This is a genomic window from Streptosporangium sp. H13245 (genome assembly GCF_055690525.1).
Map to the genome: position 1 here is coordinate 84,156 of NZ_JBSZKT010000019.1, position 18,310 is coordinate 102,465.

At 68.2% G+C, this 18,310-nt stretch carries 18 protein-coding genes, 1 tRNA gene and 1 pseudogene; 10 read left to right on the plus strand and 10 right to left on the minus strand.

Annotation, left to right across the window (positions count from 1 at the left end; genetic code table 11):
- Positions 1 to 48: 48 nt before the first annotated feature.
- The 3 genes from ACW9TB_RS24530 to ACW9TB_RS24540 are packed head-to-tail and all read right to left on the minus strand — an operon-like array spanning position 49 to position 2,176.
- Positions 49 to 531: a DUF350 domain-containing protein gene (locus tag ACW9TB_RS24530; protein ID WP_472750403.1), complete on the minus strand. Its 483-nt coding sequence runs from the start codon at positions 529 to 531 to the stop codon at positions 49 to 51.
- A 22-nt stretch (positions 532 to 553) separates the two neighbouring features.
- Entirely contained in the window at positions 554 to 1,714 is a 1,161-nt protein-coding gene (locus ACW9TB_RS24535; protein WP_472750404.1) for a glutathionylspermidine synthase family protein, read from the minus strand.
- Positions 1,715 to 1,744: 30 nt separating this feature from the next.
- Positions 1,745 to 2,176, minus strand: a complete 432-nt coding sequence (locus ACW9TB_RS24540) for a hypothetical protein (RefSeq protein WP_472750405.1) — start codon at positions 2,174 to 2,176, stop codon at positions 1,745 to 1,747.
- Positions 2,177 to 2,467: 291 nt separating this feature from the next.
- On the opposite strand from ACW9TB_RS24540, the gene ACW9TB_RS24545 reads away from it, so the two are divergent.
- Positions 2,468 to 4,300, plus strand: coding sequence for a protein kinase domain-containing protein (locus ACW9TB_RS24545; RefSeq protein ID WP_472750406.1), 1,833 nt, complete (start codon positions 2,468 to 2,470; stop codon positions 4,298 to 4,300).
- Between the two features lie 190 nt (positions 4,301 to 4,490).
- On the opposite strand, the gene ACW9TB_RS24550 is transcribed toward ACW9TB_RS24545, so the two are convergent.
- Both ACW9TB_RS24550 and aceE read right to left on the minus strand, forming a co-directional pair.
- On the minus strand, positions 4,491 to 6,062 hold the full coding sequence (locus ACW9TB_RS24550; protein WP_472750407.1) for an alpha/beta hydrolase: 1,572 nt from the start codon (positions 6,060 to 6,062) through the stop codon (positions 4,491 to 4,493).
- 94 nt (positions 6,063 to 6,156) lie between these two features.
- Complete coding sequence (aceE, locus tag ACW9TB_RS24555) at positions 6,157 to 8,904, minus strand: pyruvate dehydrogenase (acetyl-transferring), homodimeric type (RefSeq protein ID WP_472750408.1); 2,748 nt, start codon at positions 8,902 to 8,904, stop codon at positions 6,157 to 6,159.
- A 1,204-nt stretch (positions 8,905 to 10,108) separates the two neighbouring features.
- On the opposite strand from aceE, the gene ACW9TB_RS24560 reads away from it, so the two are divergent.
- From ACW9TB_RS24560 to ACW9TB_RS24585, 6 genes are all read left to right on the plus strand, one after another.
- Positions 10,109 to 10,516, plus strand: coding sequence for a secondary thiamine-phosphate synthase enzyme YjbQ (locus tag ACW9TB_RS24560; RefSeq protein ID WP_343967721.1), 408 nt, complete (start codon positions 10,109 to 10,111; stop codon positions 10,514 to 10,516).
- Between the two features lie 123 nt (positions 10,517 to 10,639).
- The gene (locus ACW9TB_RS24565; RefSeq protein ID WP_329084203.1) at positions 10,640 to 11,068 is read left to right on the plus strand and encodes a DUF3052 domain-containing protein; all 429 of its coding nucleotides are present in this window, start codon (positions 10,640 to 10,642) and stop codon (positions 11,066 to 11,068) included.
- An 83-nt stretch (positions 11,069 to 11,151) separates the two neighbouring features.
- Complete coding sequence (locus tag ACW9TB_RS24570) at positions 11,152 to 11,610, plus strand: peroxiredoxin (RefSeq protein ID WP_472750409.1); 459 nt, start codon at positions 11,152 to 11,154, stop codon at positions 11,608 to 11,610.
- A gap of 62 nt (positions 11,611 to 11,672) precedes the next feature.
- Positions 11,673 to 11,984 (plus strand): hypothetical protein, encoded by a 312-nt coding sequence (locus tag ACW9TB_RS24575; protein WP_472750410.1) that lies wholly within the window; start codon positions 11,673 to 11,675, stop codon positions 11,982 to 11,984.
- 331 nt (positions 11,985 to 12,315) lie between these two features.
- The gene (locus tag ACW9TB_RS24580; protein WP_472750411.1) at positions 12,316 to 13,377 is read left to right on the plus strand and encodes an ROK family protein; all 1,062 of its coding nucleotides are present in this window, start codon (positions 12,316 to 12,318) and stop codon (positions 13,375 to 13,377) included.
- A gap of 32 nt (positions 13,378 to 13,409) precedes the next feature.
- Positions 13,410 to 13,484 (plus strand) — tRNA-Val (locus tag ACW9TB_RS24585).
- 140 nt (positions 13,485 to 13,624) lie between these two features.
- On the opposite strand, the gene ACW9TB_RS24590 is transcribed toward ACW9TB_RS24585, so the two are convergent.
- Positions 13,625 to 13,954, minus strand: coding sequence for a helix-turn-helix domain-containing protein (locus ACW9TB_RS24590; protein WP_472750412.1), 330 nt, complete (start codon positions 13,952 to 13,954; stop codon positions 13,625 to 13,627).
- Entirely contained in the window at positions 13,951 to 14,337 is a 387-nt protein-coding gene (locus ACW9TB_RS24595) for a type II toxin-antitoxin system RelE/ParE family toxin (RefSeq protein WP_472750413.1), read from the minus strand. Before ACW9TB_RS24595 ends, ACW9TB_RS24590 begins: the two co-directional genes overlap by 4 nt.
- Positions 14,338 to 14,894: 557 nt before the next feature.
- Here ACW9TB_RS24595 and ACW9TB_RS24600 point away from each other — a divergent pair.
- The 3 genes and pseudogenes from ACW9TB_RS24600 (at position 14,895) to ACW9TB_RS24610 (ending at position 17,063) form a co-directional block, all read left to right on the plus strand.
- The gene (locus ACW9TB_RS24600) at positions 14,895 to 15,203 is read left to right on the plus strand and encodes a helix-turn-helix domain-containing protein (protein ID WP_472750414.1); all 309 of its coding nucleotides are present in this window, start codon (positions 14,895 to 14,897) and stop codon (positions 15,201 to 15,203) included.
- 416 nt (positions 15,204 to 15,619) lie between these two features.
- Positions 15,620 to 15,889, plus strand: a pseudogene (locus ACW9TB_RS24605) (NACHT N-terminal helical domain 7-containing protein); the annotation flags it as partial.
- A 22-nt stretch (positions 15,890 to 15,911) separates the two neighbouring features.
- Positions 15,912 to 17,063, plus strand: coding sequence for an NACHT domain-containing protein (locus tag ACW9TB_RS24610; RefSeq protein WP_472750448.1), 1,152 nt, complete (start codon positions 15,912 to 15,914; stop codon positions 17,061 to 17,063).
- 69 nt (positions 17,064 to 17,132) lie between these two features.
- On the opposite strand, the gene ACW9TB_RS24615 is transcribed toward ACW9TB_RS24610, so the two are convergent.
- From ACW9TB_RS24615 to ACW9TB_RS24625, 3 genes are read right to left on the minus strand one after another with little or no spacing between them, the layout of a single operon-like run.
- Positions 17,133 to 17,459 carry a DUF1048 domain-containing protein gene (locus tag ACW9TB_RS24615; RefSeq protein ID WP_472750415.1) on the minus strand — a complete coding sequence of 109 codons (327 nt, stop codon included), beginning with the start codon at positions 17,457 to 17,459 and terminating at the stop codon, positions 17,133 to 17,135.
- Between the two features lies 1 nt (position 17,460).
- Positions 17,461 to 17,817 carry a DUF1048 domain-containing protein gene (locus ACW9TB_RS24620; RefSeq protein WP_472750416.1) on the minus strand — a complete coding sequence of 119 codons (357 nt, stop codon included), beginning with the start codon at positions 17,815 to 17,817 and terminating at the stop codon, positions 17,461 to 17,463.
- A complete protein-coding gene (locus tag ACW9TB_RS24625) occupies positions 17,814 to 18,140 on the minus strand; it encodes a PadR family transcriptional regulator (protein ID WP_472750417.1) in 327 nt (108 codons plus the stop codon). The genes ACW9TB_RS24620 and ACW9TB_RS24625 overlap by 4 nt, the downstream gene beginning before the upstream one ends.
- Positions 18,141 to 18,310 lie beyond the last annotated feature (170 nt).

Here is an 18,310-nt window from a genome sequence, read left to right on the forward strand (position 1 = left end):
CGCCGCGACCCGCCCCGCGCGTTCACCGGGCGGGGCCGGCGCGCGGGCTCAGACGACCGCGACGGCGGTGATCAGACCGATGGCCAGGTGGGTGACCGCCAGCAGCCGGGCGCCCGGCTGGAGCTCCGCCTCCGTGACCAGCTCGCGCACCGAGATGCCCGCCACCTTGTCGAACGCGAGCATCGCCACGGTCTGCACGGCGATGCCGACCAGGCCGAAGACCAGCGTCGCGAGCAGGCCCTCGTGCAGGGCGCCGCCCGAGGACCAGATGGAGGCCGCCACGATCAGCCCGACGGCCGCCAGCCCCGAGCCGGTGAGCAGGGTGGCGTTGGGGTTGCGCTCCTCCTTGATGAGCTTGCTGAGCTTGCCCGGGGTGACCAGGTCGATCACGTAGAAGCCGATGATCAGCAGGATCACGCCGAGGGCGGCGTACGAGGCGATCGCGAGCGCGCCGCGCCCGAGGGTCTCGGCGAGCGAGAGCGTCGCCTCGGGCAGCGCGGGCGGCGTGACCGGCAGGGGGGTGGGACTCATGTGTTGTTTCTCTTTCCGGGACTCAGAGTTCGATGCGGTGCGGGACGAATGACGACGTGTCGTCGGTGATGAACCCCGAGGTCTCGCGGATGCCGACACCCGCCGCCTCGTCGTGGACGACCCAGGCGCCGAGCACGGGACGCCAGCCCTCGAAGAGGGGCAGCGCCTGGAACTCCTGGTAGACGTATCCCTCGGCGCCGTAGCCGCCGAGGGTCTCGACGTGCTCGCCGGGGCCGACGATCCGCATGTTGGCACCCTCGCGGCCGAGCAGCGGCTTGACGATGTACGAGGACATGTCGCGGGGGCCGTCGAGATAGGCGGGCAGCAGGTTGGGGTGCCCCGGATACAGCTCCCAGAGCACCGCGAGCAGCGCCTTGTTGGACAGCAGCATCTTCCACAGCGGCTCGATCCAGGTCGTCGAGACCTGCTGGCGCACCGCCCGCGCCCCGAACGGGTCGGCGACGGCCCACTCCCACGGGTACAGCTTGCAGAGCGAGCGGATCACCCTGCGCTCCATGTCGACGAAGCGGAGGTTGAGGTCGTCCCAGCCGATGTCCTCCATGGCCACCGCGACGGTCTTCAGCCCGGCCTGGTCGGCGGTCTCCTGGAGGTAGGCGAGGGTCATCACCTCCTCGCCGGACTCGTCCATGTTGGTCCAGGCGAAGTGCGTGGGCCCGGTGGGCAGGCCGGTCGAGATCTGCTGCCACCTGGCGATCAGCCGCTCGTGGATGGAGTTCCACTGGTCGTCGTCGGGGTAGCGGTCGCGCAGCCAGAACCACTGCACCACCGAGCTCTCCAGGAGGCTGGTGGGGGTGTCGGCGTTGTACTCCAGCATCTTGGCGGGGCCGGTCCCGTCGTAGCGCAGGTCGAACCGGCCGAACAGGTGCGGGTCGTTCCGCTCCCAGGAGGCGGCGATCTCCGGTGCCACCCACGGCGGGATCGCGAAGTCGGCGTAGCGGTTCTTGGTGACGACGTGCTCCACGGCGTGCAGGCACATCCGGTGCAGTTCCTCGACCTGGTTCTCCAGGTCGAGGACCTCGTCCATGGAGAAGACGTACTGGACGGTCTCGTCCCAGTACGGGCGGTCGAGGCCCTGGGGGTGGGCCGAGCGGTGGTAGGCCAGGCCGTGGCCCTCGATGACGCTCTCCCAGTCGTCGCGGGGGAGCGAGGTCTCGCGTCTCATCTCCCGCTCATCTGCCGCTCATGTGCCGGATCAGCTCCCGCCGCCCGATCCGCCGCGCCCGCCGAAGCCGCCCCGCTGGATCACCGTGCCCTTACGGCTGGTGATCTGGACGTCCGAGGGGCGCACGGTGGTGCCCTGCCGGATGTGGGTGCCGGACCTGACGCCGCCGTAGTACCAGCCGTAGGCGCCTCGCGACCCGTAGTAGTGCCTGTCGTCGTCGCAGTGGTCCTCGTCCACGACCGCGTAGGTGCCGTCCGGCTGGCGGCTGTTGAGGTCGACGCACTCGGCGCCCACCTCCTCGTAGTCCTCCTGCGCTGAGCAGTAGCCGACCAGGAGCAGTGAGACGACACCGATCCCGGTGATGGCGACCGCCCTGGAGGCTTTGAAGCCCGAGGACTTGGGAGGCGTTTTTCCGGAGGGATTCTGCGGTGCGGCCAGTGGGTGTTGTGGTCGTGCGGCCATCGAGCTCCAATGAGATGCGTCGCCACAGGGTATCGATGCGGTTTTGTCTGTTCAACCGCCGTCCGGATCTTTCATGACGAATCACCGGTGCTCACACGGGGCGCGGGCCGCTTTCCGGGACCGCGGGAGGCGGTGGCTCCGGGTTCGTCCCCTCTCCGGGGAGATCGGCGCGCGCCGGGCGAACCTCGGGAGGGCGTCCTGGATCTTCGGGTCGTTCGGCGTTTTCCTTCGCGATCGCCGCCGCCCGGGTGTGTAGGGTTCTGGCAAAGCGCAGTGAACGAGGGGTCCGCGGTGCCGGAGATCAGACCGTTGCGGCCGGGGGATCCGCCGCGGCTGGGGAAGTATGCGCTCAGGGGCAGGCTGGGGGAGGGCGGGCAGGGGGTCGTCTATCTCGGCGAGTCCGAGGACGGCGAGCGCGCCGCCGTCAAACTGCTGCACGTGCGCTTCACCGAGGAGGCCCACGCGCGCTCCCGTTTCGCCCGCGAGCTGGCGGCGGCCCGCCGGGTGGCCGCCTTCTGCACCGCCCGGGTGCTCGAGGCCGACCTCGACGGCGAGGCGCCCTACATCGCGAGCGAGCTGATCGAGGGGCCCTCGCTGCGCGAGGTCGTCGAGCGCGAGGGGCCGCTGGCCGGGGAGACGCTCGAACGCCTCGCCGTCGGCACCGCCACCGCGCTGACCGCGATCCACCACGCGGGCATCGCGCACCGCGACTTCAAACCCGACAACGTCATGCTCGCCGCCGACGGCCCCCGGGTCGTCGACTTCGGCATCGCGAAGATCATTGACGAGAGCGGGACGATCACCACCCGCGCGGTCGGCACCCCCGCCTACATGGCGCCGGAGCAGATCGCCGGAGAGCGGGTGGGGTTCCCCGCCGACGTGTTCGCCTGGGGCTCGACCGTCGTCTTCACCGCCACCGGCAGGGCCCCCTTCGGGAGCGACACGATCGTGGCGACGCTCAACCGGGTCATCAACCACGAGGCCGACCTGAGCGGCCTGCCCGACGGGCTGCGCGAGATCGTCGCCGCCTGCCTGAACAAGGACCAGCGGCTCAGGCCGACCTCGGACGTGCTGCTGAAACGCCTGCTCGGCCACCCGGTGGACGAGGCGGAGACCCCGGAGGCGTCGGAGGAGGAGCTGGCCGAGGGTGCGCAGGCCGCCACCGCGGACCTGACCCGGCCGGAGGAGCCGTCCGGGCCCGTACGGCGCCGGTCCAGGGCCGTCGCCGCGGGGATCGCGGGGATCGCGGCCCTCGGCGTGGCGGGCGTCCTGCTGGCCGTCCAGTTCGGTCTCGCGCCGTGGAGCGGGCAGGCCGACCCCTCCCGCCCGCCGGTGTCCCGCCCGTCGACGCCGGCCCCGGAGGTCTCCACCGGCTCGCCCCTGCTCGACCGGATCGGCGACACCGGCAGGCTCCGCGTGGGGTTCAGGAAGGGCCTGCCGGGGATCTCGCTGAGCAACGGCGACGACCCGCCCCGGGGGTTCGAGGCCGACGTGGCCGCCCACATCGCCCGGGAGCTGAAGGTGCCCGACGGCGGGCTCAGGTTCGTGCCCGTGGGGCACACCGCCCGGGAGGAGGCGGTGGAGAAGGGCAGGGTCGACCTCGTGATCGCCAACTTCTCGATCGACGGCGCCGACCGAGGCCGCGTCGCCTTCGCCGGGCCGTACTACGTCGCCCACCGCGACGTGCTCGCCCGTGCCAGCGCGGGGATCGACACGCTGGGGGACCTGCGCGGCAGGAGGATCTGCCTGTCACCGGGCCAGACCACGGGCACGATGATCCGTGACAAGGGTGTCGACTTCGTCGCCGTACGGGCGGATGACCCCGCGCAGTGCGCGTCCCAGGTGGCCGACGGCAGCGCCGACGCCATGGTCGGCGACGACCTGCTGATCGCCGGATTCGGCGCCCGCCTGCGCGGCGTCAAGGTCGAGATCGCCGGGCTCAGGCTCACCTCCGAGAGATACGGCGTGGCGCTCATGTCCGGCGACCCCGTCGCCTGCCGGAGGATCAACGAGGTGATCACGTCGATGTACGGGGACGGCACCATGAAACGCCTGCTCAATGACCACCTGGGCAGGGTCGGCTTCCACTTCGAGACCAAGCTGCCCCGCCTGGAGGCGTGCTGAGGGTGAGGCGGTGAGACGACTTCGAGACCGGGTTGCCCTGTCTGGAGACCTGCCGAGGCACCGCCTCGTCGTGAGGCGGTACAGACGACTTCGAGGCCGGGTGTCTGGAGGCGTGCTGAGGTTCCGCCTTGTCGTGAGGCGGTGAGGCAGACTTCGAGACCGGGCTGGAGACCTGCCGAGGCCCGCCCCGTCACGAGCCGGTGCAGACGACTCCCCGGTCCGGGACCTTCCCGTCGATCAGGTAGGCGTCGATCAGTTTCTTGACGCACGCGTTTCCCGACAGGTAGGCGCCGTGCCCCTCGCCCTTGTAGGTCACCAGCACGCCCGTCCTGAGCTCCCCCGCCAGCTTCGGGGCCCACTCGTACGGCGTGGCGGGGTCGCCGGTGCCGCCGACCACCAGGATCGGCGCCGAGCCCGTGGCGTTGATCCGCCTGGCCGTGTCGCTGCCGGGGACCGGCCACATCGAGCAGATCAGGCCCATCCCCGCGCCGCCGAACAGCGGGGATTCCTTCAGCGTCTCGTTCTCCAGCGCGGTCAGCTGCGCGGGGGTGGGCCGCTCCGAGGTGTCCACGCAGCTGATCGCGGGGAAGCTGCTCATGAGCGTCGTGTAGCTCCCGTCGGGCTGGCGGCCGTTGTAGCTGTCGGCCAGCGCCAGCAGGATCCGCCCGTCACCCTTCATCGCCTGGCTCAGCGCCTGGTCCAGCAGCGGCCAGGTCATCTTCGAGTACAGCGCGGCGGCGATGCCGACGCCCGCCAGCCCCTGCGTCAGGACGCGTCCGCCGACCTTGATCGGCTTGTCGTTCAGGTCGTCCATGAGCTTCATGACGTTCTTGTCGGCGATGGTGGCGTCGCCGCCGATCTCGCACTCGCGGGGCCGCTTCGCGCAGTCCTTCAGGAAGGCCTCGTAGGCGTGCTGGAACCCCTTCGTCTGGACCATCGTGCGCGTCTCCATGGAGACGCTCGGGTCCAGCGGGGCGTCCAGCACGAACCGGCCCACGTTCCGCGGGAACCTGGTCGCGTAGACCGCGCCGAGCTGCGTCCCGTACGAGATGCCGAAGTAGTCCAGCCGCGTCTGGCCCAGGGCCGCGCGGAGGCGGTCCATGTCCGCGGCGGCGTTCACGGTGCCGACGTAGGGCAGCAGCCTGCCCGAGGTCTGCTGGCAGGCCGTCACGAACTCCTTGGTGATCTCCCGGCTCCTGGCGCGCTCGGTCTCGTTGGCGGGCAGGGTGTCCATCGAGGTGAACTTGTCCATCACCGCGTTGTCGCCGCACCTGATCCCGGAGCTGCGGCCGACCCCTCGCGGGTCGAAGCTGACCAGGTCGTAGCGGCTGTTCAGGGTGCCGAACGCCTTGGCGGCCTGGGCCATGGTGTCGACGCCCGAGGCGCCGGGGCCGCCGAAGTTGAAGACCAGCGAGCCGATCCGCCTGGTGGGATCCGTGGCCTTGACGCGGATGACGGCCATCTCGATGGACTCGCCGTCCGGTTTGGCGTAGTCGAGCGGGACCTTGAGCTTCCCGCACTGCTGCGAGGGGTCCGGCTTCGCGGGGGACTCACCGCCGGGCCGCTTGATGTCGGTGCACGGGCCCCAGGCGATCGCTTCGGCGGGGGTGGCCGTCGCGGCCGGTTGGGGACTGCCCGAGACGACCTCGCCTCCGACGAGACCGCCTCCGGTGCCACCGTCCCCGCCGGAGCCGCCGCCGCAGGCGGAGAGCACGGTTGACAGGGCCGTGACCGCTGCGGCCGCCCTAAGGATTCTTGCCATGAAACGCTCTCCCCTGGATTCGTTCGCCCGGGGGGAGCGATTAACACTAACCGGGCGGGCCCTCCATGGAAAAGGAGAACCCGCCCGGGAACGATCAAACTCCCATGGACTGGGTGTCGTTGCTCTCGGCGCCCGCCGCCTCGGTCACACCGTTCTTCAGGTGGTACATGGAGATGGCGTCGCCCAGCACCTCCTGGTCGAGCTCGCCCCGGTTGACCAGCTGGGTGAGCACCGCCAGGGTGATCGAGGCCGCGTCCACGTGGAAGTGGCGGCGCAGCGCCGACCGGGTGTCCGACAGGCCGAAGCCGTCGGTGCCGAGCGAGCTCCAGTCACCGGGAACCCACTGGGCGATCTGGTCCTGGACCGCCCGCATGTAGTCGCTCACGCCCACGAACGGCCCCTGGGCCGCCGACAGCGCCCGCGTGACGTACGGCACGCGCTTCTCGGAGTCGGGGTTGAGCATGTTGTGCTCCTCGGCGGCGAGCGCGTCGCGGCGCAGCTCCGCCCAGGAGGTGGCCGACCAGACCTCGGCCGCCACGCCCCAGTCCTCGGCCAGCATCCGCTGGGCCTCCACCGCCCACGGCCCGGCCACGCCGGACGCGAGGATGTTGGCCTTCGGCCCGGACACGGACGGAGCGGGGGCGAACCTGTACAGACCCTTGAGCAGGCCCGTGACGTCCAGGTCCGAGGGCTCGGCGGGCTGGAGGTAGGGCTCGTTGTAGACGGTCAGGTAGTAGAAGACGTTCTCCGGTTGGTCGCCGTACATCCTCCGCAGGCCGTCCTTGACGATGTGGGCCACCTCGAAGCCCCACGACGGGTCGTACGAGACCGCCGCCGGGTTCGTCGAGGCGATCAGCGGGGTGTGACCGTCCTCGTGCTGCAGGCCCTCGCCGTTCAGCGTGGTGCGACCGGCGGTGGCGCCGAGCAGGAAGCCCCGGCCCATCTGGTCGGCGAGCTGCCACATCTGGTCGGCGGTGCGCTGCCAGCCGAACATCGAGTAGAAGATGTAGATCGGGATCATGTGCTCGCCGTGCGTGGCGTACGACGAGCCGACCGCGATCGTGGAGGCCATCGAGCCCGACTCGCTGATGCCCTCGTGCAGGATCTGACCCTCGGTCGACTCCTTGTACGACAGCAGCAGCTCGCGGTCGACCGCCTCGTACGTCTGGCCGTGCGGCGAGTAGATCTTCGCCGTCGGGAAGATCGCGTCGAGGCCGAAGGTGCGCGCCTCGTCCGGGATGATCGGCACGAACCGGTGGCCGATCTCCTTGTCGCGCATGAGGTCCTTGAGCAGCCGGACGAACGCCATGGTGGTGGCGACGTTCTGCTTGCCGGAGCCCTTCTTCAGCTGCGCGTAGGCGGCGTCGCCGGGCAGCTTGACGGGCTTGGCGCGCATCACGCGCTTGGGCAGGAAACCGCCCAGGGCCGCGCGCCGCTCCTTCATGTACTGGATCTCGGGGTCGTTCTCGCCCGGGTGGAAGTACGGGGGGAGGTCGGCTTCGAGGGCGGAGTCGGGGATCGGCAGGTAGAGCCGGTCGCGGAACTCCTTCAGGTCGGCCTTGGACATCTTCTTCATCTGGTGCGTCGCGTTGCGCGCCTCGAAGTCCTTGCCGAGGGTCCAGCCCTTGATGGTCTGGGCGAGGATGACCGTCGGCTGGCCGACGTGCTCGCGGGCCGCCTTGTAGGCCGCGTACACCTTGCGGTAGTCGTGGCCGCCGCGCGACAGCTTGCGGATGTCCTCGTCCGACAGGTGCTCGACCATCTTGCGCAGGCGCGGGTCGTCACCGAAGAAGTTCTCGCGGATGTATCCGCCGGCCTCGACGGAGTAGGTCTGGAACTGGCCGTCGGGGACGGTGTTCATCTTGTTGACCAGCACGCCGTCGACGTCGGCCGCGAGCAGCGGGTCCCAGTCGCGGCCCCAGACGACCTTGATGACGTTCCAGCCGGCGCCCCTGAAGTAGGACTCCAGCTCCTGGATGATCTTGCCGTTGCCGCGTACCGGGCCGTCGAGGCGCTGCAGGTTGCAGTTGATGACGAAGGTGAGGTTGTCGAGCTCCTCACGGGCCGCCAGGCCGATCGCGCCGAGCGACTCGGGCTCGTCCATCTCGCCGTCGCCGAGGTAGCACCAGACGTGGCTCCGGCTGGTGTCCTTGATCTTCCGGTTCAGCAGGTAGCGGTTGAACCGGGCCTGGTAGATCGCCCCGATCGGGCCGAGACCCATGGAGACCGTGGGGAACTCCCAGAAGTCGGGCATCAGGCGGGGGTGGGGGTAGGAGGGCAGGCCCTTGAACCCGTGCGAGAGCTCCTGGCGGAAGGCGTCGAGCTGGGCCTCGTTGAGACGGCCCTCCAGGAAGGCGCGGGCGTAGATGCCCGGCGCGGCGTGCCCCTGGAAGAAGACCTGGTCTCCGGACTCGCCGTGGTCCTTGCCGCGGAAGAAGTGGTTGAAGCCCACCTCGTAGAGCGACGCGGCGGAGGCGTAGGTGGCGATGTGCCCACCGACGTTGGTGCGGGCGTTGGCCCGGGTCACCATCACGGCCGCGTTCCAGCGCGTGTAGGCGCGGATCCGGCGTTCGACGTACTCGTCGCCGGGGAACCAGGGCTCGCGCTCCGGCGGGATGGTGTTGATGTAGTCGGTGCTGCGCAGGCCGGGCACCCCGACCTGGTGTTCACGGGCGCGCTCCAAGAGCCGGAGCATCAGATAACGGGCCCGAGTGCGACCTTCCGTCTTTATGACGTTGTCGAGCGACTCGAGCCACTCCTGGGTCTCGCTGGGGTCGACATCAGGAAGCTGGCTGGGTAGGCCGTCGCTGATGATCGAGAAACGCTGGCGTCCGGAAGCCACTGGGTCTCGCCTTCCGAGGATGGACTTTTGTCTGGTGTAGGTCGTCTTCCATCCTGGTCGCTTACCCCGGAAAGTGCATCTCTACTTACCGGTAACCAGGAGATCCCTGCTGGCAGTGATACGAAAGTGGCCTAGACCACCGATGGTAGGACGAATCGCCACCAAAGGTTACATCGAGGTTCCCTCTTTTTTACAGGTTCCCTCACCGGGAATCTGTGACCCGCCGTCTCACCTGCTTTCAGAGGCCCTCCACGACCTTCGGCACCTGTCCCCGGAGGGACATCCGGGTGTCCGGGAGGACCTCCGGTGTCTCCGAGGAGGGTACGGGTGTTCCCGGTGTCCTCGATGTTTTTGAGGAGGGAATCCGGGCCCCCGGGGGCGTCGCTCACCGTATACAACGCATGATCCTCCCCGAGGGTGCCCTCCGGGGCGCCTCGCGTACCGTCTTTCGCCCTGTTTTCCGCTACTTTCCGGCCATCTTTCTCCACTGTTTCTCCTGCCGGGCCCCTCCCGATGTCCTCGCGGCGCGGCCGGTGCCGGCGGAACGGGGGTCCTGGCCGTGCGTGCGGGAACCGGGGCGGGAGTCCTCGCCGTGCGGGAAACAGGGGGCGTACGGGCGTCCGGCCCGTACTGCTCCGTGCCGAAGTGGTAACGATTCGCACGCCGACCGTGAGCGCCACCGCGACCGGCGCCGGGACCGGAGGGCCGCGAACGGCTCCCGGCCCGCTCGTGATCACGGCGAAGCCTCCGCCCCGGTGAGCCCGCACCGGACCGGGGCGGGTCGGGGCGCTGCCGCGAGGTGTGGAATATGCGACGCGGCGGCATCGGCCCGCGAGGGAAAGGGGTATCCCGGCCGGGGCCGCGCCTGGCCCCCTCGGGTCCTGGCCGCCCTGTTCCCGTGCCCGGCCCACCGATCCGGCCCGGTGAACGCCGGGCCGGCGGGGACGGTCTCCACGATCGTCGCCACTCCGGTGGCGACCGGCCCGTACGAGGCCGCCGTCCGGCTCCCCTGCCCCGGACACCCGGCGTGTCCCGAAGCCCCGCCCCGGCCGGGAAGCGCTCCGGGCGGGGACGTTCCAGGAGCCGGACACGCCGATCCTGTCCCCGTACCGGCGGGAGATCGGGCGGCGGCGAGGACCGTCCACCGTCTCCGGGACCGGGTGCGGCCGTCATCGCAGCTCACGATGGATCGTAGGATCGGTATGTGAGATCTCAGACGATCGAGGTGGTAACGGGTTCCCGGGAACGGGTGCACGACATCACCTCCGAGTGCGAGAGCTTCGTCCGGTCATGTGGGGGCGACGGCCTGTTGAACGTCTTCGTGCCCCACGCGACCGCGGGGGTCGCGCTGCTGGAGCTGGGCTCAGGCAGCGACGACGATCTGCTCGCGGCCCTGGAGGCCTTGCTTCCGGCCGACGACAGATGGAGGCATGCGCACGGATCACGAGGGCATGGACGGTCGCATGTCATGCCCGCCCTCATTCCGCCGTACGCCACCGTCCCGGTTCTCTCGGGACGGCTCGCGCTGGGAACCTGGCAGTCCATCGCCGTGGTGGATCTCAACGTCGACAATCTGGAACGCCAGGTCCGTTTGTCATTTTTGTCGGACTAATTCATACGTAGCCCAGTCGTTGCCGTGGCGACCGTTGACGACTGAGGGTCACAGCGTGTGGACTGTGCCGAAGCACTCTGAGCACCGTGTGATTGCGGGGCCATTCAAGCAGGAGGGACAAACGTGAGCGCGACCGCGGGTCAGGCGCAGGGCGAACGCGGCCTGGCCGAACGACTCGGCCTCAAGCCGGGTCAGGTGGTGCAGGAGGTCGGATGGGACGAGGACACCGACGACGATCTGCGCGACTCCATCGAGGAGCTGACCGGTAACGAGCTGGTCGATGAAGACTTCGAGGACGTCGTCGACGTCGTGCTGCTCTGGTGGCGTGATGGTGACGGCGATCTGTTCGACGCCCTGAGCAGCGTGGTGACCAACCTCACCGACGGCGGCCAGATCTGGCTGCTCACTCCCAAAGCCGGCCGGGACGGGCACGTGGAGCCGAGCGACATCGGGGAAGACGCCACCACTGCGGGTCTCTCGCAGACCAGCAGCATCAGTGCAGCTCCCGACTGGTCGGGGACGCGTCTGGCGACGCCCAAGGCGCGCCGCTAAGGGTCCGCCCTGCCGTACGGCTCGCGCGGGCCGTACGGCAGGATGATTATGCCTGCCGTCAGCCGACGAAAGGATCCCCGATCATGGCGATCGAGGTGGGTGACCAGGCTCCCGACTTCGAGCTGAGGGACCAGCACGGCACCCCGGTCAAGCTTTCCGGGCACCGGGGCAAAAAGATTGTGCTGATCTTCTACCCTCTGGCGTTCAGCGGCGTCTGCGGCAACGAGCTCGACGCCCTCCGCGACGAGCTCATCGTCGACGTGCCCGAAGACGTTAAAATTCTTACAATCTCGGTTGATTCAATCTTCGCCCACCGCGCGTGGGCGGATCAAAAGGGCTACACCTTCTCGCTGCTCTCCGATTTCTGGCCGCACGGACAGGTCGCGCGGGCGTACGGTGTGTTCGATGACGAGAAGGGCTACGCGGGGCGCGGGACCTTCGTCATCGACGGCGAGGGCGTGGTCCGCTGGCGCGTCGTGAACCCGGTCTCGCGGGCCCGTGACGTCGCCGAGTACCTCAAGGTGCTCGCCGACCTTCCCTAAGCGGTGATCCGGCCGACGCCCGTACGCGAGGTGTCCGCCGGTCCGACCTCTCGGAGGCGATCATGCCCTGCTTCTCCTGCGGGGCCAGGCAGACCGACCCGATCCGTGGTTCCAGCCCGTGGGCGCGCGGAGTGCGCCACGAGACGCAGGTGCTGATCTGCCCGGACTGCCGGCGCACCCACGAAGCCGACCTCGACACGTGCTCCTCGTGCGGCTCCGTCGCGCTCATCTGCAGGCTGGGCGAGGTGGAGTGCCGCTCCTGCGGCTCGGTACGGCTCGCGCGAGGCGACGGCAGGCTGGCCGCCTCCCACGCACCCGGCCTGGCCGACGAGGTAGAAGCGGCCCTGGCCAGAGTCCTACGCCGAGTCCCCTGAACCTCACGGGCTGCGCCTGGTTTTCTGATCCTCACAGGATGTGGGCCACGTCGTCGACCACATGTCCCGCGCCGAGTCCCCTGAACCTCATGGGGCGCGGACCACACGTCCCACGCCGGATTCTCTGAGTTTCACGGGCGCCGAGGTTGATCGGCGCGGACCATGCGGGGAGTGACCGCCCTGGCCGCGCAGGAGGGCCTTTCGTCTCCTGAGCCTCTGACGTGGCCGTGATCATTCACTCCTTGTCGGGGTAGATCCCTCCATATTCGCGTGCCTGGCCGTGCGCTAGGGTCGGGCTCGGTCCCGCTCCTTCGACCCGCTGGATGGGTGCATGAGCTCCTTCGTTGTTGCCCTTGACGTCGGTGGAACGTCGATGAAGGGCGGCCTCGTCACCCGTTCCGGCGAGATCATCCGTACCGAACGCCGCGCCACCCCGCGCGACAGGGGGCCGGCGGCCGTCATCGCGACGATCCGGTCCTTCATCGACGACCTCGCCGCCGAGGGAGGCGGCATCCCCGAGGGGGTCGGCCTCGCCGTACCGGGCCTGGTCACCGCCGAGGCGGCTCTGTACTCCGCCAACATCGGCTGGCGCGACGTCCCGGCGACGGACCTCGTCCCGCTGGACGTCCCCGTCATGCTCGGACACGACGTCCGCACCGGTGGTCTCGCCGAGAGCGTCCTCGGCGCCGGTCGTGAGCTTTCCGACTTCCTGTTCCTGCCCATCGGCACCGGCATCGCGGGCGCCACGATCCTGCACGGCGAGCCGTACGGCGGGAGCGCCGGCTGGGGCGGCGAGATCGGCCACATCCCGGTCTTCCCGGACGGCGAACCGTGCGCCTGCGGGCAGATCGGCTGCCTGGAGACCTACGCCTCCGCCTCCGCCGTAGCCCGCCGCTACTCCGCCCGCGCCACCGCCACCTCTCCTCACCCCGTCCGGGTCTCCTCCTCCCCTCTCACCCCCGGTGCCTCCTCCACCCCCGCCCAGCCTTCCACCGCCGCCTTCTCCACTTCCATCGCCGCCGCGGCCTCACCTGTCACCGCCGAGCAGGTCGCCGCCCTGACCGCCTCCGGTGATCCTCTCGCCACGGAGATCTGGGGTGACGCGGTCGAGGCACTCTCTCTCGCCCTGGCCACCTACACGCTTCTCCTCGACCCCTCGGCCATCGTCCTCGGCGGCGGCCTCGCCGAGGCGGGTCCCCTCCTCTCCGACCCCCTGGCCGAACGGCTCCAGAAACACCTCGCCTTCCGCGATGCCCCACCCCTCCGCCAGGCCGCCCTCGGCATGTCCGCAGGCATGCTCGGCGCCGCCCTCCTCGGCTGGCGCGCGGCCGGCTTCACCGACGCGGGAACCACGTGGTCTCTCGATGTGCTGAAGTCCCCCCGGGTGCCGTAAAGTGTTATCCCGTCTGTCCGACGGGATTCCCCGGGCGCTTAGCTCAGCGGTAGAGCGCTCGCCTTACAAGCGAGATGTCACTGGTTCGAACCCAGTAGTGCCCACCACAAGCCCTTGACCTGCCAAAACAGGTTCGAGGGCTTCTCTTTTTACCCGCTACGCGCATCGCAGCGTCAGTTGGACAGATGTCGCCTTTACGTGCGAGATGTCCCCGTTGGGCAGCTGTCTCGAATGGGCTCGGCTAATTTCAGGCGACCTTGACGGAGTGTGGGCCGACACTGATCGTCACCTCGACGTGTCCGCCCAGCGCGGCCGCGTAGGCCCGGAGAGTTTCCAGCTCCATGGCGTCGAGGTCGCCGTTTTCGATCTGGGAGACCCGTGACTGGGAGATGCCGAGCGCGGCGGCGACCTCGACCTGGGTTTTGCCCAGCGACTTACGCAGCTCTTTCAGGTGATGTCCCGCCACATACGCATCCAGTTCGGCTTCGGCGGCAGCCTGACGCTCGGGGGTGGCCAGCTTGGGATGAAGTCGGTGGGCCTCAGCCTTGACCTCCTGCCAGCGGCGCGCAGGGCTCATCGCCTGTCCTCCTTGGTCTGCTCGGCCTTCTTCTCCGCGCGATACTCCATGTAGCGAGACTTGGCCAGCGGGATCGCTTCGTCATACCAGCGCGACCACTTGCCTGCCTTGTCTCCGGCTACGAGGAAGACCGCTTCTCTGTCGGGATCGAAGATGAAGATGATTCTAATCTCAGACCGTCCTCGCGAGCCTGGACGGAGCTCCTTCAGGTTGTTCAGGTCGTCGTCCTCCAGCGTGTCCACCAAGGGGCGCCCGAGGGCGGGGCCGACCTCGGAGAGCCGGTCGATCGCCTTCTCGACGAGGGCCGCCGAGCCCGGATCACTCTCACAGAGTTTGAGGAACCAGGACTCTACGGGTTCCAGTAGGACGATCTCCCATGCCATCTTCAGAATATAACCTCTGACTCATATCCAGGAAGGAGTCTCGGCCAGGTCGGAGGGACTCGTTCACAAGATCGACTGGTTCGCCTGCGTTATGGGCGCGGCGGGGAATCGCCGATGATGCGCCTGAATCGCTACCAGGACGACGGCCTGTTCGACCGGTTCGGCTACCACGCCTCTGAGCTGTGGAGCAACGGCCGGGACGTCTGGGCGGAGAAGTCGCGCAAGCCTGCGGAGAGCGCCAGTTCTGGGTGCCCCCCGGACGACGGTGGACGGTTGTGGACCGTACACCCAGGTCAGCTCCAGTATCGGCCTTGGTCGCGCCTCCGCTCGGATCGTCTTGCAAGCGAGATGTCACCGGTTCGAACCCAGTAGTGCCCACCACAAGCCCCTAACCTGCTAAGGCAGGTCTGGAGTTTTGGTTTTTCGGCCGAGCCCTCTCCGTCGCATCGTTCGGTCACACCTCGCTCAAGTAATCGGGCCGTTGAGCGCGCACCTGTGCTATTCCGCGAACGCGACCATCATGGGCCGGTGGCCGAGATCTACGAGAGGCAGGCGTGATGACCGGTTATCACACCCGCTGGGTGCGACCTGAATCTCAGGCCGAGGATCCCGAACGGATCATGATTCGGGAAGCGCTGGCGTTCGGTAAGGCGTTGTATGACCGGCGTAGCGAGCTTGGGCTGACCGTGGCGGAGCTGGCTGAGCGTGCGGGCATGAGCGAGGATGAGATCGAGTGCATCGAGGAAGGCGGGACCGCGCCGACGATTGCGTTGCTGCGGCATCTGGCGGAGGCACTGAACGCCGACGTTCGTCTCACCTCCGGTCATGATCTGGGCTCGGTATGGTTCGAGCCACATGCGGCCTGATCGACGGACACAGTCCCCGGCATAAGGGATCCCGCTCACTGTCGAAGTGCTGCGGGGCACCGAAATCAGCTCTGAGGGCAAGCTGCGTAGAGAGCGTCAGTTCTGGGTGACAAGGTAGACGGTCGTGGACCGTACGCCCAGGTTGGGGACGGTATCCGCCCTGGTCGTGTCCCCGTTCGGATCGCCTTACAGGTGAGATGTCACCGATCCGAACCCGATAGTGCCCACCAGCCGGAACGTCCTGTTATCCGATCTTCGGAACGTGGCGTGAGTGACTAACTCCCGAAGATGTCATCTATGACCCCGGAACCCTGCATGAGCGCCGGGTGGATCTGCTTTCGGTTGGATCCACAGGTTGGATCCACGGGTTTCGACCGGCGCCCCTCTCGTGGGACGGATGCGGTGATAATTCACAGGTGCATCGCTACGTCGACGCCCTCCGTCTGATGGGTGGCCCCGACCCGCTGATCAGGAAGATTGATACGGCGTCGGGCCTCGTCTTCGCCTTCACTCCGTTCGTGGACGCCAAGAATGAGCTGATCAAGGTTGGTAACGACCTGCTGGGGCGGTGGCGTGACTGGCGCTCGGACGCGGATTGGCGTTCCAGGACCGAGCGGATCGAGGCGGCGCACACGATCCTGGTGATGACCGCGTTCTTCGAGGCCGCCGAGGCCATAGGGCAACCCGCGCGACCGGATGGAAGAACTGGTGGAGCAGGAGTTGCGGCAGCTGTCGGTGGTCGCGTTCACCATGTTCAGCAGAGGTCGCCAGTGGGCCACCACCGAGGAGGTGGACGAGGATCTCGGGGCGCTACGGTTCGCGGCCGGACCGGCGGGTTCGTGGGGCAGGCCGCTCACGGCGGGCGAGCTGACGTTCGGACGATTCTTCTTCGTGCATCAGGCGCGGGCGATTCAGGATGCGCGGGTGCTGCGCACGTACGAGTTCCTGCACGCGACGTTCGCCGAGTTCCTCATCGCCCGGCTGGTGGCCTCGGTGCTGCGCGACATGGCGGACGGGGAGTCCGGCCAGGTGCCACGTGAGGCGGACGAGGGCCTGCTGCGCACGCTGCTGTCGTGGTCGTCGCTGGCATCGCGCGTTCCGATCATGTCGTTCCTCGACAGTCTCGTGGAGGGGGCGGACGAGTTGGTCAGGCGGCTGTTCCGTACGGTGGACGACAGGGAGGACACCTCGCTGCCCGCCTACCGGCCGCGGACCCTGGGTCCTACCAGGCGGTACGCGTACTACACGGCCAATCTGGCGCTGCTCGCCCTTGCCTGCGCGCCCGGTCTGCGGGCGAGCGACCTCATGCCGGGGCACGAGGCGGCCGTGGTGGAGTGGCGGCGGTACGCGTTGCTGTGGCGTTCCCAGCTCAGCGTCAGCGAATGGCAGGGCCTGGTGGAACTCGTGATGGTGCGCCCGGTCGACGATGACCTGTATCTGGGCCTGGTCTTCGACGGATGGGAGCCCGAGGAGGTCGATGTGTACCGGTTCGATCAGGCGGCGACCTTCGGTCAGATACGGCAGCAGATCCACTTCACGGACGCGCCCGAGGAAGCGGATCTGCTCTACGCCCTCGAACCCGTGGCGGACATCTGGGACGCGAGATTCCTCCTGGATCTGCTGACGCTCGGCGAGGACGACGACGCTGAGTCGTTGTACGGCCAGATCGTCACAGGCGTCACCCGTTCGCAGTTCAGGGCACTCGTCGCCGACCTGATGGCACGCACGCCCGAGGAGGCGGCCCGTCTCATCGGGCTCCTCCCCGCGCATGTCGGGAACGCCCTCCACCCCTTGGCGCTGGAGGACCGTCGGCCGCTGCTCAGATGGGAGGACATGCTCGGCGAGGGCGGCCTTCCCTAGCTCCTCGAACGGGACGCCCGAGTCCGGCCGGTGCCGCTTTTTCAATGATCCTTCGTACGTCGCCCGGCGTTACTTCTCGGCCGTGCCGGGTTTCCCGCTGACGGACTCCTGATAGACGTCCGCGTAGGTGCGCGAGTCCTTGACCAGGTCGTCGCAGAAGGCGGCGACATCGTCGCCGATGAGTTCCAGGACTCCCTTGCCGGACGCGGCGCCCTCCTCGAAGAAATCGACGATCCCCGGGAGCAGGGACCCGCCAAGCAGGTCGATCGGTCCAACCTTGAAGAGGTATCTCTGCATCTCCTTGTAGACGATCTGGTAGTCCGGCGGAAGCGCCTTGACCCGCGCCATGTGTGCCCGCCACTGCCTCTTGCCCTCGATGATGTCCTGGATGCCCACGTCAGCCTCCCAGCCGGCTCAATTTCCTCGCGACGTTCCTGTTCAACTGCTCGCGCCACCGGTCGCGATAGCTCCGGGCCCCTTCTCCGCCGGCCAGCGCCGCGCAGAAGCCCCCGATGTCGTCACCCAGCACCTCGTGAATGCTCTGCCCGTCGGCCGCCGTCTCTTCGAGCAGTCCCAGGGCGCCGTCGAGAATCGGCATCAGGTTTCGGCCCGTGAAGTCCCCGTAGGGAAAAAGGTGCCCCTTGATCTCTTCCCAGGCCGCCCGGTAGTCGGCCGGTAATACTTCGGCCCGGGCTTCGAACGCCTTGGATTCCCTGGTGAGATCGCTGCCGGTGATGGTCTCCCAGAAGTTCATCTCCCGCCCTCTCTGAGCTTGTCGATCCGCGATGTGACGTACTCCCATTTCGCCCAGAACACCGTGAGTTTGTCGCGCCCCGCGTCGTTGAGCGCGTAGAACTTGCGTGGCGGGCCCAGGCCGGACGGTCGTTTCGTCACCTGGACGAGGCCGTTCTTCTCCAGTCGCAGCAGGATGGTGTAAACCGTCCCCTCGACGACGTCGGCGAAGCCGAGCTCGTTCAGCCGACGTGTGATGGCGTACCCGTAGGTCTCCTCGCTGCCGATGATCTCCAGCACGCAGCCCTCAAGCGTGCCCTTCAGCATCTCCGTCAGGTCGTCCATCATGGTCCTCTTCGGTCTCTGGTACTCGGTGGTACCGAGTAGCACTATACGGTATCACGGAGTAGCGGGGCAATGCCCGGCAGGCGCTCGTCCCGGTCGGCTCCCGGCCGCGACGCTGCGAACCGGGCTCCCGCTGCTCAGAGCGGATCCGCCCCAGGCAGATCGTGTCG